The sequence below is a fragment of the Pseudarthrobacter sp. 1C304 genome (genome assembly GCF_052245515.1).
Taxonomy (GTDB): domain Bacteria; phylum Actinomycetota; class Actinomycetes; order Actinomycetales; family Micrococcaceae; genus Arthrobacter.
Genome location: NZ_JBQQCH010000006.1, coordinates 1 through 14,052 on the forward strand (window position 1 = coordinate 1; position 14,052 = coordinate 14,052).

12 protein-coding genes are annotated in these 14,052 nt (G+C 67.0%); 5 read left to right on the top strand and 7 right to left on the bottom strand.

The window, feature by feature from the left end; genetic code table 11:
- Window positions 1-141: 141 nt before the first annotated feature.
- A complete protein-coding gene (locus tag ACTWQD_RS12365; protein ID WP_443196425.1) occupies window positions 142-969 on the bottom strand; it encodes a hypothetical protein in 828 nt (275 codons plus the stop codon).
- Window positions 970-1,258: 289 nt separating this feature from the next.
- On the opposite strand from ACTWQD_RS12365, the gene ACTWQD_RS12370 reads away from it, so the two are divergent.
- Window positions 1,259-1,954, top strand: coding sequence for a DUF6994 family protein (locus ACTWQD_RS12370; protein WP_443196426.1), 696 nt, complete (start codon window positions 1,259-1,261; stop codon window positions 1,952-1,954).
- Window positions 1,955-2,302: 348 nt separating this feature from the next.
- Here the strand turns inward: ACTWQD_RS12370 and ACTWQD_RS12375 are convergent, their stop codons facing one another.
- Window positions 2,303-3,715, bottom strand: a complete 1,413-nt coding sequence (locus ACTWQD_RS12375) for an amino acid permease (RefSeq protein WP_443196427.1) — start codon at window positions 3,713-3,715, stop codon at window positions 2,303-2,305.
- A gap of 51 nt (window positions 3,716-3,766) precedes the next feature.
- Window positions 3,767-4,864, bottom strand: a complete 1,098-nt coding sequence (gene hisC, locus ACTWQD_RS12380) for a histidinol-phosphate transaminase (protein ID WP_443196428.1) — start codon at window positions 4,862-4,864, stop codon at window positions 3,767-3,769.
- Between the two features lie 93 nt (window positions 4,865-4,957).
- Between hisC and ACTWQD_RS12385 the strand changes: the two genes are divergently transcribed.
- Window positions 4,958-5,461, top strand: coding sequence for an Lrp/AsnC family transcriptional regulator (locus tag ACTWQD_RS12385; RefSeq protein ID WP_443196429.1), 504 nt, complete (start codon window positions 4,958-4,960; stop codon window positions 5,459-5,461).
- A 119-nt stretch (window positions 5,462-5,580) separates the two neighbouring features.
- Entirely contained in the window at window positions 5,581-7,251 is a 1,671-nt protein-coding gene (locus ACTWQD_RS12390; RefSeq protein WP_443196430.1) for a thiamine pyrophosphate-binding protein, read from the top strand.
- An 88-nt stretch (window positions 7,252-7,339) separates the two neighbouring features.
- Here ACTWQD_RS12390 and ACTWQD_RS12395 read toward each other — a convergent pair whose 3' ends face one another.
- The 4 genes from ACTWQD_RS12395 to ACTWQD_RS12410 all read right to left on the bottom strand — a co-directional run bounded on the left by ACTWQD_RS12395 (window position 7,340) and on the right by ACTWQD_RS12410 (window position 11,610).
- The gene (locus ACTWQD_RS12395; RefSeq protein ID WP_443196431.1) at window positions 7,340-8,101 is read right to left on the bottom strand and encodes an HpcH/HpaI aldolase family protein; all 762 of its coding nucleotides are present in this window, start codon (window positions 8,099-8,101) and stop codon (window positions 7,340-7,342) included.
- A gap of 50 nt (window positions 8,102-8,151) precedes the next feature.
- Window positions 8,152-9,129, bottom strand: a complete 978-nt coding sequence (locus ACTWQD_RS12400) for an aldo/keto reductase (protein ID WP_443196432.1) — start codon at window positions 9,127-9,129, stop codon at window positions 8,152-8,154.
- Between the two features lie 79 nt (window positions 9,130-9,208).
- Window positions 9,209-10,159: a phosphoglycerate dehydrogenase gene (locus ACTWQD_RS12405; RefSeq protein WP_443196433.1), complete on the bottom strand. Its 951-nt coding sequence runs from the start codon at window positions 10,157-10,159 to the stop codon at window positions 9,209-9,211.
- 32 nt (window positions 10,160-10,191) lie between these two features.
- On the bottom strand, window positions 10,192-11,610 hold the full coding sequence (locus ACTWQD_RS12410) for an Nramp family divalent metal transporter (protein ID WP_443196434.1): 1,419 nt from the start codon (window positions 11,608-11,610) through the stop codon (window positions 10,192-10,194).
- A gap of 216 nt (window positions 11,611-11,826) precedes the next feature.
- Here ACTWQD_RS12410 and ACTWQD_RS12415 point away from each other — a divergent pair, with 216 nt between their 5' ends.
- Together ACTWQD_RS12415 and pdxA are read left to right on the top strand one after the other, a co-directional pair.
- Window positions 11,827-12,993, top strand: coding sequence for a four-carbon acid sugar kinase family protein (locus tag ACTWQD_RS12415; protein WP_443196605.1), 1,167 nt, complete (start codon window positions 11,827-11,829; stop codon window positions 12,991-12,993).
- Window positions 12,990-13,994 (top strand): 4-hydroxythreonine-4-phosphate dehydrogenase PdxA, encoded by a 1,005-nt coding sequence (gene pdxA / locus ACTWQD_RS12420; protein WP_443196435.1) that lies wholly within the window; start codon window positions 12,990-12,992, stop codon window positions 13,992-13,994. The genes ACTWQD_RS12415 and pdxA overlap by 4 nt, the downstream gene beginning before the upstream one ends.
- Window positions 13,995-14,052 lie beyond the last annotated feature (58 nt).

The following is a 14,052-nucleotide window of genomic DNA, read 5'->3' on the forward strand; positions in this document are numbered from 1 at the left end:
GTCGCTGCGAAACTCAACCGACGGCCACGGCCCACCCTCAACCTCGAAACCCCAGCAAACCGGCTGAACCAGCTGCTAAAAGAGGCGGCATAAACCCCCGCGTTGCTCGGACCAATTGACTTTCCCCGAACTTGCTCACCGCTATTTTGCGCGAACAACCACACCGGCTCGGCTCTCAGTCAGCACGGAATCAGTGACATTGTGGACAGCTTTTGCCAACTCGCCGTCCAAGTAGGATTCCACGAAGTTGATTGCAATGATTGCAGGCGTTGTCTGATTCGAAATCACGGACAGCTGGTTCGAAAGCCATTCCTGTACGCGTGAGAGCCAGACCGAGCCGGCGTCGCCTCCCTCGAGCTCAAGATCGCCGATAAATTCCTTACTGAAGAGCTCCGGATCAGCTTTCGGATCGGTGTACCTTCCGTCCGAAACAAGCGAGAAGTAGAGCGCCATGGCGCCGCGTTCGTAAAGGTGCACGAGCTGAAGAATGGCGGGCATGTCAACGCCTACCGGTGCCCGCACTCCTCGAATTTCGCGGATATTGACATCGCTGTCCCGTGATCTCACAAGCTCAACAATCTCAGCAGTAGGCAGCACTTCCCGTAGCCGTTCGCCAGCACCCTGCAGCTTGTACATCGCTCGGTGTGTCTCGACTTCAGCAGCGTTACGTTGCTGAATGAGATCTTGGGCGCGAGCAGAATTTGGATCGACTTCCAGCAGTTTCTGAGGATTCTCTTTCCAATATACGTGCATGGATGCTTTCAGTTCAGCCATAGCTTCGAAGGCGCTGACCCTGGCCTGCGTAATCAAATCCGCCCTTCCAGCAGCGTAATCCAAGGAGGCACGCTCTACCGTCTCGGCGGCAACTGCTACCGCCTTCCTGCCGAGAAGGGTAGCGATAAAAACACCCGCCACCGCGGCGAGCGCGGTGACGAGATTAATCAACAGTGAAATAACTTCAATATCCAAGGTTCCCCAATGCTAGAAATATGACTGAGATATAACAGCACACTTCTCGTGCGATCGAAGCGGTTTGAGAACCTTGATGTGTGTCCGAATGTGCCGCCCTCCATCTCGATGTCAGCTCGTTCTAACACCTCCCGACTGCGGTCGCACATTTGCCCCGCACGCCCCCACCGCTGGGGCAGAAACACATATCGCAGGGGAAATCATGGGCGGGCCTACAGGCCAAACCCTGGGTCGAGGCAGGGTCGCGTCTCGCGGGTAACGAGTCGGTCGCTTCTGCTAGTTTGTGTCCATGAGCGAGCTTGGGGACATCGACGTCGACTACAACTTCTTCGATGACACACCGGAGGGCAAAGATCCCGACAGCCACAGCCGCACACTCAGGAGGTACCACCAGCTCCTTTGGAGCAAGCCGCTCCCTGACGGCCGACCGTTCGAGCTTCACGCTGGGCGGGCACGCTCACCGTACCTCGTTTACGAAGCGGACAACACAAGATTCGTCCTCGGAAGCGACACGATTGCGACGCGGCACCGCAGGAAGCTGCACCACTTGTACGCACAGCTTCCGGATGAGGTGAATGACGCGTTTCTCCGACGCTCCTACACCATCTGCGGCTTCATGATCTTTCCGGTCTCACGGGGTAGTCTCAACCAGAACCGCGGAACTCATCCGCGGATCCAAGATCGCTGGGACTTGACCCTCGAAGCGATTCGGCGGTTTTACGAAGGCGGAACGAGTCCCTTGACGACGACCATTGACCGCTATGCGGGCTTCTTTGAGCTCTTCGGCTCCTTTGCCGGCTACATCGATCATTTTCATCTCGGTGACTTCGTAGACGGGAATGCTGCCGTGCGGTTCCTGCTCCCCTTCGACAACTTCGAGTCGCGAGCGTTGCCCTCCGACCTGCCAACCTACGCCCGCTACCGCTTGGACAGTTTGGAATTGTTCGAGGCGCGCCGCCTGCGCATCCTGAAGGCCATCAAGTAGCAGCCAAAAAGATAAGGGTGACGTCTTTCAGTCCTGGGTCCCTGCCCCTTCAGGATTGCTAGCGTCAACGGTCCGCTTGAGCCGACGACGAAAGGGGCTGCCCGGAGGTAGCTCTGGAATGCGGCTACGCCGTGATGATCGGCCGCACCTGCGCCAGGTCCGGCTACGTCGCCGGGTACCTCCAGACCCGGCGCACCATCCGGACTGCCGCCGTCGTCCTAATCTCCGCCATAATCATGCCGGAGACCATCAGCATGAACAGCCCGGCAAACAGAACAGAAGGGCGCGCCAGGCCAAAGCCGGACGCGCCCTCCGCTTGAACCGGACCCGCCAGGCGGGTCCGCAGATCTAGTCGATCAGCGCCGGCTCCTTGGCACCTTCCGGGGCTTCCGCAACCGGGGCAGCCTTCCGGTTCCGCTGGTTCAGCCAGCAACCCACCGCAAGCAGCGCCACGAGCGAGAACGTGCTCAGCAGCTGGGGACGGGAATCCTCGCCGATGAAGCCCACCGTGAAGATCGCCGCGAGGATCACCAGACCAAACACCGTGAGCCCCGGGAAGCCGGGCATCCGCAGGGGAAGCTCCGTGCCCTCACGGTCGGCGCGGAGGCGCAGGGCCAGCTGGGCCAGGAGTGCGGACGTCCATACCAGCAGGCAGGTCGAGCCCACGATGTTGAGGAGGACGGGAAGGACCATTTCGGGGAAGGCCAGCTCCAGCACCACCGTGACAACGCCAAAGGCGACGCTGGCCAGGACGGCGACCACCGGGACCCGCGCCTTGGACACCGAGGCCAGCAGGCGTGGCGCCTCACCGCGCTCCGCGAGGGAGTACGCCATCCGGGACGCGCCGTAAAGGTTGGCGTTGAGTGCCGAGAGCAGCGCGGCGACGGCCACCAGGGTGATGGCCGTGGCTGCGCCGGGCATGCCGGCGGCCTCCAGCACGGCGGCGAACGGGCTCTTCAGCCCGTCCGATCCCACCGGAACAACGGCCGCGATAATGAAGATCGCGCCGATGTAGAAGACCAGGATGCGCCACAGGACGGTCCGGACTGCCGTCTTCACACTGCGGGCAGGCTCAGCCGTCTCAGCTGCCGCGACGGAGACAATTTCGGTGCCGCCGAATGCGAACGCCACCACGAACAGCGCAGTCGCAATCCCGGCAAAGCCGCTGGGCGCGAACCCCTCGCCCATGAAGTTGGACAGGCCCGGCGACTGCACGCCCGGCAGCCAGCCGAAGAGCAGCGCAGCGCCCACAGCCAGGAACGCCACGATTGCCGCCACCTTGAGCAGGGCAAACCAGAACTCGAACTCACCGAAGTTCTTCACACCGGTCAGGTTCACGGCGGTGAGCACCACGATGAACACAAAAGCCATCAGCCACACCGGCAGGGCCGGGAAGATGGTGGCCAGCAGGCCTGCCGCACCGAGCGCCTCGGCCGCGATGACCACCACCAGCTGCACCCACCAGAGCCAGCCCACCGTGGCGCCGGCCACCGGCCCGTAGGCCTTGGCGGTGTAGACGGAGAAGGCGCCGCTGTCCGGGTTGGCGGCGGCCATCTCGCCGAGGGCCCACATCACCAGGATGATGAGGGTGCCGGCCACGAGGTAGGAGATCAGCACGGCCGGGCCGGCCGCCTGGATGCCGGCGCCGGAGCCGATGAAGAGGCCGGCGCCGATGGCGCTTCCGAGGCCCATCATGGTGAGCTGGCGGGGTTTGAGTGCGGCGCCCAGTGCGCGGCCAGACGTCTTTGTCTGTTGTTCCATGGGGAGTCCTCTGGTTGTTGGTGGAACGGGTTGGTAAAAGGTCAGTGGTTTCTAGGCGGCGTGGGCTTCCAACAGCCGGAGCACGCGGTCGTTGGAGGCGGCATCGGCCACGGTGATCCGCACGCCGTCGCCCTGGTATCCCCGGACCAGGATGTCTGCGCTGTCGAACGCCTCCACCAGCCGGGCCCGGAGGCTGTCATCCGCGCGGATCCACAGGAAGTTGCCCTGGCTTGGCTGCAGAGTCCAGCCCCGCGCTTCCAGCTGCGCGGCCATTCGGGCGCGCTCCTGCTTGACGGCTGCCACCCGCGCTTCCATCTCGCCCCCGGCGTCCAGCGACGCGATGGCCGCCTTCTGGGCCAGCGCGCTCACGGAAAAGGGCAGGGCGGTGCGGCGCAGTCCCTCGGCGATGGCCGGTGCCGCCACGGCGTAGCCCACGCGCAGGCCGGCCAGTCCGTAGGCCTTCGAGAAGGTGCGCAGGATGCAGACGTTCGGGTACTGGCGGTAGAGCGCCAGGGAATCGGGGCCGCTGCCGGCGTCGGAGTACTCCACGTAGGCCTCGTCGACCACCACGAGGATGTCGGAACGGACGGACTGCAGGAATGCCTCGATGCGCTCGTGGCTGATCGGCACGCCCGTGGGGTTGTTGGGGGTGCAGAGCAGGATCACCTTGGTGCGGTCGGTGACGGCCGCGGCCATGGCCTCGAGGTCGTGGCCCTCGGCGTCGTCCAGCGGGATGCGGACCGGCCGGGCGCCGGCCAGCTCAACCAGGATGGGGTACGCCTCGAACGAGCGCCAGGCGAAGATCACTTCATCGCCGGCGTCGCACAGTCCGGTGATGATCTGCTGGAGGACCCCCACGCTGCCGGGTCCCACCGCGACTTCCCCGGCGGTGACGCCCAGGTGCCGGGCCAGCCGTTCGCGGAGTTCGACGGCGGCGCTGTCCGGGTAGCGATTCATGGTGCCGGCCGCTTCGGTCACGGCAGCTGCGGCCGCGGGCAGCGGCTGGTAGTGGCTTTCGTTGCTGGCGAGGGCTGCGATGTCCAGGCCGGCACTCCGCCGTCCCGGGACGTAGGACGGAAGTCCGGCCACAGCTCCACGCAGGGTGGGAAGTGCTGTGTCCGGGGCGGTGAGGAGCTGATCATGGGTCATGAGGTCCGATCATGATTGTGACCCGCCACACAATGCAAGCTACCCTCATCCCATTGGGACTTCTGCTCAACTCCTACAGTTTGCGGTGAAAATATGACCAACCCGAACCCTCGCACCCTGGATTCCCTTGACGGCCGGATCATCCTGGCCATGGACAAGGATCCCGAAGCCAGCGCCCTGGCACTCTCGCGGACGCTCGGCGTCGCCCGCAACACTGTCCATGCCCGGCTGGCACGGCTGGAGCGCAGCGGCGCCCTCCGGTCCTTCAGTCGCAGGCTGGACCCCGCCGCGCTGGGCTACGAGCTCATGGCCTTCCTGTCGTTGTCCATCAGCCAGACGCGCACCGGGGCGGTGGAGGACGGGCTCGCCGCGATCCCGGAGATCATCGAGGTGCACGCCACCACCGGGGACGCGGACCTCATGGCCAGGGTGGTGGCCCGCGGCACGGCCGACCTCTACCGCATCACCAACCAGATCCTGGAAATCGACGGCATCCAGCGGACCAGCACCGCCATTTCCGTGCTGGAACTCATGCCGCCACGCTACGACGGCCTCCTGGCCCGGCTCTCGGAGCAGGAATCCCGTCCCGCCGTCTGATGCGCATGACCCGCGCCGCAGGTGTGCAAATTTTCACTCCATGCGCCCTCCAACTGCCAAAAGTCCCGGTCAAAAGCAGCCCTCTTGCCGATCCGTGACCCAGCACACACACTTCCTGCATGACTTCACTGACCGTTTCCGGCCGCGTGGCACAGGTTCTCAGCAGCTACCTCACCGATCTCTTCGGCGTGATGGGCAACGGAAACGTCCACTTCCTGGACGCCGCCGAGAAGCTGGGCCTCCGCTTCTCCGCCGTCCGGCATGAAGGCGCCGCCATCGCCGCGGCCGACGCCTACTACCGGACGTCGGGCCGCCTCGCCGCGGGCACCACCACCTACGGCCCCGGCTACACCAATGCGCTCACCGCTCTGGCCGAGGCCGTCCAGGCGCAGATCCCCGTCGTGCTGGTCACCGGGGACGCCCCCACCAGCGGCGCCCGCCCCCAGGACGTGGACCAGACAGCCATCGCCGCAGGCCTCGGCGCGGCCACCTTCACCGTCACCCGCGACGCCGCAGGTTCCATCACGCAGCAGGCGGTGGAATACGCACTCACCAAGCGCACCGCCGTCGTAATAGCCATCCCCTACGACCTCGCGGCACTCGAGGCGGCAGATGAAGAGCTTCCGGCGCCGATGGCACCGGCCGTGAGTGACGACGCCGACGGCGGCCTGGCGCAGGCAGCGCGCCTGCTCGCCAGGGCGAAGCGGCCGCTGATCCTGGCCGGCCGCGGCGCGCACCTTGCCGGCGCCGGCCCGGAGCTCCGGGAGCTCGCCGACCGCCTCGGCGCATTGACTGCCGGAACCGCGCTGGCGCTCAACCTCCTCCAAGGCGACGGGTACCTCGGCGTCGCGGGCGGCTTCGGCACCGACACCGCGGCCGGGCTCATGGGCGAGGCCGATGTGGTCCTCGTGGCCGGGGCAAGCCTGAGCCCCTTCACCATGCGGTTCGGGCACCTCCTCGCCCCGGACAGCACGGTCATCCAGATCGACGCCGCCCTGCAGCCGAGGCACCCCCGGGTGGACACGTTCGTCAGCGCGGACGTTAAGTCTGCCGCGGCACGCATCCTCACTCTCCTGGATGATCCGGCCTCAGCGGCCGCCAGCCCGACCGCCTGGCGCGCGGAAGCCCGCCAACGCCTGGCTGAGGGACCGGCCCACCACCCCGGCTCCGCGGAGACGCCGGACGGCCGGCTGGACCCGCGCTCCCTCGCTAAGGCACTGGACGCGGTGCTGCCGGAGCGCCGCACGGTGGTCCAAGACGGAGGGCACTTCGTCGGCTGGGCACCCATGTACTGGCGAATCCCGAGGCCGCAGGACCTGGTCATGGTGGGGACCGCCTACCAGACCATCGGGCTGGGCCTCGCCAGCGCCGTCGGGGCAGCCCGCGCGGTGGAGGACGGCCGCACCCTGGTGCTGGCTTCCGGCGACGGCGGTTTCCTGATGGGCCTGTCCGACCTTGAATCGCTGATTGGCGCGGCCAGCAGCGCCGTCGTCGTGATCTACAACGATGCCGCCTACGGAGCCGAGATCCACCAGTACGGCTCCCAGGGCCTGACCGAAAAGCCCATGCTGATCCCCGAGGTGGACTTCAGCGGCGTCGCCCGGGCGCTGGGTGCTGAATCGGCGATCGTCCGCTCGCTGGAGGACCTCTCCGCGCTCACCGGCTGGATCGACGCCGGCGCCAAGGGCACCTTCGTGGCCGACTGCCGGATCACCTCCAGCGTCCGGGCCCCGTGGCTGAGCGAGTGGATGGCAGCCTCGCAGGCGGCGAAGGCGGCCGTGGCCGGCTAACGGAATTCACAGTTCCGCGGGCGGCGGCGACGGGACGGTCTCCTACGCCGCCGGCCGGGTGGCCGGCACCAACCGCAGGCAGCCCGTCCTATTCGCCGCGGGCGGTGGACAGGTGGTTGGCAGCGGCCGCCTCCAGATGCGTCAGGTCCGAGGCCACGGTGACGAAGGTGAACCCCTCGGCGATACGCTGCCGGGCGATGTCGCCGCTGGCCGTGTGGATGGCGGCGATCACGCCGGCGTCCTGGGCCGCCTCGCGGATGGCCACCAGCGCGGCGTTGAAATCCTCCGCCACGTCGGGATCGTTCGGGAACTTGCCGCCCACGGCCAGGCACAGGTCGGAGGGTCCGATATACACACCGTCGATGCCGGGCACGGCGCAGATCTCCTTGACGTTGGCCAAGCCCTCAGGAGTCTCGATCATGGCGAGGCACAGCACGGTGGCATCGGCTTCCGCCGGCGTCGGTCCGATCCGGAGTGCGGACCGCATGGGGCCGTAGGACCGCATGCCATGCGGCGGGTACCGGACGGCCCGGACAGCCGCAGCAGCTTCCTCGGCGTTGTTGACCAGCGGCACGATGACCCCGGCGGCACCGGCATCAAGTGCCTGCCCGATAAACGCGGCGTTGTTGGACGGCACCCGCACAATTCCTGCGGCTCCGGCAGCATCCACCGCCATCAGTCCGTGCAGCCACCCGGAGTACCCCATGAGTCCGTGCTGGGCGTCGAGCGCCACGTAGTCGTAGCCTAGGCGCGCCACCCGCTCGGTGGACACCGGCGAGTCGAGCACCACCCAGTATCCGACGACGGGTTCATTGGCTCGGGCTTTGGCGGCAAACGATGCGGCACTCATGGGGCAGTCCTCTTCAGTTCAGGCAGGTCAACGGTCAGGTTCGGGAAAAGCTAGCGGTTGTACTTGGGCATCGGTCCGCGGATCTCCGCGGCCACCGCGTCGCAGGCGGCCACAACGTCGGTGGACAGCGGCCCCTTGGCAGCAGCGGCGATGTTGGCCTGCAGCTGCTCCACCTTGGACCCGCCCAGCAGGACGGAACCCACGCCGGGCTTGCTCAGCAGCCAGCGGAAGGACAGCTCCGGCAGGGGCAGCCCGGCGCCGTCGGCGATGCCGGACAGCTGCCGGACCGCCTCGAACAGCCGGGGGTCCCAGTAGCGCTGCTTGTACATCTCGGCCAGCCGGGAATTTCCAAAGCGTCCCACCGACGGGGCTTCCGTGAAGGAGTGCTTGCCGGTCAGCAGGCCACCGCCCAGGGGGTTGTAGACCATCGTCAGGAGCCCGGTGTGCTGGGCGAACTCCAGGTACTCGTCCTCGATGCGGGTGGCCAGCAGGTTGTACAGCTGCTGGGCCACCACCGGGCGGGCGACGCCGGCGGCGTCGGCGGCCGCATTCAGCTCGCCGATCTGCCACGCAGCGAAGTTGGACACGCCCCAGGCGCGGATCTTGCCGTCGCGGATCAGCTGCCCGACGGCTTCGAGCGTCTCCGCGAGCGGCGCCTCCCGGTCCGGCTGGTGCAGGTAGAACAGCTCGATGCGGTCCGTGGCCAGGCGGCGCAGGCTGCCTTCGACGGATAGCCGGAGCCCCTCGGCCGACAGCGGCGAGTTCTCTCCGGCGTCGGCGTGGGGCATGCCGGCCTTGGACGCGAGGATGACGCGGTCGCGGTGTGCGGGCAGGAGCTTGGCGAGGATTTCCTCGCTGGCTCCCCCCGCGTAGCCGTTGGCCGTGTCCACTACGGTGATACCGGCGTCGAGCGCTGCGGCCAGCATGGCCTCGGCAGTTTCCGCAGTGGCAGTGTCGCCAAACGTCATGGTTCCCAGTGCCAGTTGCGACACCGGAAGATCCAGGCCCGCCACGCGTGTTCCGGACATCGTTGTTTCCTGCATCAGCTTTCTTACCTCCATCAACGAGGCATGAGCCCCGGTCCTAAAGTTCATAGCTCCGCGCCGGTCAGGCGACGGAATTGATTGGCTCTTCGTTGCGCAGCACCCTGGCTACGTCCTCCACCACCATCACGCCCATGGTGGCGTTCGCCTGGTCGGTGAAGGCGCCGATGTGCGGGGTCAGGATGACGTTCGGTGCCGTCCGGACGGCGCTGCGCTCCCGGAGCGGCTCCACACTGAAGGCATCGAGCGCGGCGCCGCCCAGGTCCCCGGTATGAAGACGGGTTGCGAGCGCGTTCTCGTCAACCAGCCCGCCGCGGGCCGCGTTGATGAGGAAGGCGCCCTGCTTCATGGCGGACAGCGCAGCGGCGTCCAGCAGGGGCGCGCCGCCCGGCGTTCCGGGCATGTGCAGGCTGAGGAAATCCGCCGACGCTACGCACTCCTCCAGGCCCACCTGCACAGCGTCCAGCTGCGAAAAGATCTCCGCAGGAAGGTACGGATCGTAAGCCACCACCTTCATGTCGAAGGCACGCGCCCGGCGGGCCACCGCCTGCCCGATGCGGCCAAAGCCCACCAGGCCCAGGGTCCGGCCGGTCAGTTCGACGCCGGTGAAACGGTCCCAGCCGCCAGCCTGGGTGGAGAGGTGGGCGGGGATGAGCTGCCGAGCGAGGGCGAGCATCAGCCCCAGGGTGAGGTCCGCCACGGCGCTGGAGTTGGATCCCGGTGCGTTCACCACCCGGACGCCGGCGGCGGCTGCTGCGGCACAGTCGACGTTGTCCACGCCCACACCGTGCTTGGCAACCACCTTTAGGTTTGGAGCAGCGGCGAACACGGACGCCTCCACGGCGTCCAGGCCCACGATGACGGCGTCAGCGCCTCCGATCTCCTCGGCGAGATCCGCCGCGGAGAGCGGGTGCGCCTTGACCGGGCGGCGCACCGTGAAGCCCTGGTTTTCCAGGGCCCGCCAGGGTTCCCGGGACTGCTGACCGAAACTGGGGGTGGTGATGAGGATTTCCACGAAAAGCGCGCTCCAAACTCTGGTGGTGGTGCCTAGCCGATTTCCACGCCGAAGACGGTGAGGACGGAGTAGACACCGATGAACAGGACCGAGAAGCTGCTGAAGACCAACGCTACAGTCCAGAAGTTGCTGGCCCGGAAGCGGCGGTCCACCTGCCGGCGCAGGTGCCAGACGGCGATGACCACGGCCACCAGGAAGACGCCGGAGGCGACGCCGCCGATCTGCACCATGATGACCGGAGACTTGATGACCAGGAAGCTGGCGGCCCAGATGATGGGCATGACCACGGTCAGGATGGAGATGATGCGCTTGCGCTTGGCCACGTCCTTCCAATCGAAGACTCCCAGGATGCCCAGGGTGTTGGTCCACAGCCGCGGCACGGAAGCGGTGGAGGCCACCAGCGTGGAGTAGAGCACGGCGAAGGCGCCGATCAGGAAGACCCAGTGGGCCCAGCCGCCCATGGTGTCCGTGTACATGCGGGAGAGGGTGACGATCATGTCGTTGCCCTTGGGGACGAGGTTCTGCGGGTGCAGCACTGCGGCACCGATGATGTAGAAGGAAAGCGTGCAGAGGGTGCAGATGATCCAGGAAACCAGGGCGTCCAGGCGCATGACCTTGATCCAGCCCTCAGCGCGCTCGGCGCGTTCGGGCGTGCCGTCCTGGGGTCCGGTCCAGCGAGCGTAGCCCTTCTCCAAACACCAGTAGGTGTAGGTGGTCATTTCGTCGGAGCCGACGCCGGTGAGGCCGAACATGGCAATGGCGAAGCCGATGGCGCCCGCCGGGAGGGCGAAGGAGAGCCCAGTGGCGAGGTCGCCGCCGTCGTACCCGAAGGAGGTGAGCGGCAGTCCAAGGGCCAGCGCCACGGTCACGATGGTGAAGACGACGACGGACACGAAGGCGGCGCGTTCCACGATGGAGTACTTGCCGCTGACCATCATGGTGATCACGGACGCCATGACGATGACGGTCCAGAAGGTCAGCGACGGTGTTTCCAGGGGCCCGCTCATCACGGGGAACATGATGGAGATGCAGGCCACGGCCCCGCCGATGATGCCGCCGCGCTGCAGGATCTTGGCGAAGTCCATCAGGATCCAGAGGAAGTTGATCCAACTGCCCCGGCGGGTCTTGGGGCCCACCTGGCCGTAGCCTTCGAGGGCGGTCTTTCCGGTGAGGATGGACCATTGGGCCAGTTCCATCTGCACCCATACCTTGACCGCGGTGGAGACGATCACCAGCCAGAGCAGGACGAAGCCGGCCTGGGCACCCAGGGCGGTGGTGGTGATGAGTTCGCCGGAGCCGACAACAGCGGCGGAAAGGATAAGGCCGGGGCCCAGGTAGCGGAAGCGTCCGCGGAAGGTGGTGGGGGCAGCCACCGCGTCTTCCGGGCGGAGCTCGTAGGGGTCGACCACTTTGGCGTGGTCTCGTTCCGCTGTTGTCAGTTCTGTGGTCACAGCAGTCTCCTTCGACTATGGATATGGAACAGCAGGGAAGCCCAAGTCAGGACGGCTCCTCTGAGCCAGCAGACCTGTAGCGCCGCTCACACTTCCATACTTGCGCGTTGTGCGCAAGCCCAGTAGCGTGATTCATGCACGCTGACCTTCAAGGAGAACACTTTGTCCATCTATGCCATCGCAGATGACCTGTCCGGCGCGGCAGAAACTGCTGCTGTGCTGGCAGGGCTCTCCGTAGGATCTGCGCACAACGCGCAACCGCAGCCAGTAACAACACCAGTAATCCTAGATTTGCACTCCGCGGATGACGTCATTGTTGAGGGGCCGTCCGGTTCCGGCCAGCCGGCCACCCTGGTGGTGGACTCGACCAACCGGCACGTGCCTGGCGCGGAGGCCGCCGGGCGCATGCGCGCCCTCCTGGCGGCGCGGCCGCAGGGAAGCGACGTGTTCCTGAAGTTCGATTCCCTGCTGCGGGGCAACCTGGACGCCGAGCTCGCCGCCGCGCTCGGTACCGGCGCGGTGGCTTTCTGTCCCGCGCTCCCGGAACTCGACCGCACGGTCCGCAACGGCGTCCTGGAAGTGCACGGCATCCCGCTGCACCGGACGGACCTGTGGCAGGCGGAACCCGCCGACCCCGGCCACTCGGTTGCCGCCCTGCTAGCCGCCGCGCGCCCCGCCGTCGTACCGCTGGACACTGTCCGCGGCGGTGACCTGCAGCAGGCCCTGGCCAGCATTACGTCAGCCGGCCGCCTGGCGGTGTGCGACGCCGAAACCGACGCCGACCTAGACCGGATCGCCGCCGCGGCGCTGAGCCGGGGCATCATTCTTGCGGGCGCCTCGGCACTTGCCGCCGCGATGCGCCGCAGCCGCCCAACGCCGTCGGACGTCCCCCCGGCTGCCGCCCTGCCGGTGCGGAACTCTCCCGTGTTGTTTATCCTCGGCACCGCGAGCCCGTCAGCGCGTGCCCAGCTGACGGAGCTGGAACTGTCCGGCGTGCCGGTCCACCGCGTGCAGCACGCCGACGTCCCCTCCTTGGACCCCGGCACTGAAGGCTCAGCCGCTGTAGTGGTGGACGGCCCTATTGACCCGTCGCGCTCCGGGGCGATTGTGGGGTCGCTGGCCGGGTTCGCCCGGCGGGCGCATGCCGGGCGCCACCTTGTCCTCAGCGGCGGGGAAACCGCCCGTTCGGTGCTGGACGCGCTGGGGATCCGCCGGATGCACCCGCTAGCACAGGCCCACCCGGGCGCGGTGGTCAGCGTCACCGCGGACGGACGGCTGGTGGCGACGCGCCCCGGAAGCTTCGGCGACCGCCACAGCCTTACCCAAATCCTCACAACCATGCAGGCCCTAGAAGCCGCCAACCCTGGAAAGGTCTCACTATGAGCACTTCTTACATCGCCGTCACCATGGGTGACGGCGCCGGCATCGGGCCGGAAGTCATTGTGTCGGCCGTCCTCGACCAGGGGATCCTGCGGGAGTGCCGGCCCGTGGTGATCGGTGATGCGCTACGGCTGCGCCAGGCCGCGGACATCCTGGGTCTGGAGGCGGACATTCAGGCGATCGAGAACGTGGAGGACGCGGCCTACACCCCGGGCCGGGTGAACGTGATCGACCTGGCGCTGCTGCCGGAGGACCTGCCCTGGGGCCAGCTCTCCCCCGTGGCCGGGCACGCCGCGTACGAGTACATCCGGGTGGCCAGCGAGCTGGCGATGGCGGGGAAGGTGCAGGCCATCTGCACCGCGCCGCTGAACAAGGAGGCGCTGCACTCGGCCGGGCACGTCTTCCCCGGGCACACCGAGCTGCTGGCGCAGCTGACCGGCACGGAAGAAGTGTCCATGATGCTCTCCACGCCCAAGATCCGGGTGATCCACGTGACCACACACATCGGGCTGGTGGACGCGATCCGCAAGATCAATCCGGACCTGGTGGAGCGCACCATCCGCCGCGGCCACGAGGCACTGGTCCGGGCGGGCATTCCGAGCCCGAAGATCGGCGTCTGCGCCATCAATCCGCACGCCGGCGAGAACGGACTGTTCGGCCAGGGCGAGGAAGCGGAGAAGATCGAGCCAGGTGTAAAGGCCGCGCAGGCTGAGGGGATCAACGCGGTGGGCCCGCTGCCCGCGGACACGCTGTTCTTCCTGGCGGGCAGGGGCGATTACGACCTGGTGGTGGCCATGTACCACGACCAGGGGCACGGGCCGGTTAAGGTTCTGGGCATCGAGGCGGGCGTGAACATCACGGTGGGCCTGCCGGTGATCCGCACGTCCGTGGACCACGGCACCGCCTTTGACATCGCGGGGAAGGCGATCGCGGATTCGCGGTCCATGGTGGAGGCGTTGCACCAGGCGGCGGAGATGGCCACCCGGCCGTCCGTGGCCGTGTAGCGGCATTATTCCGGGGGCTGGAACTAGCATGGTTACGACCGCCACGGAAAGGAGGCCG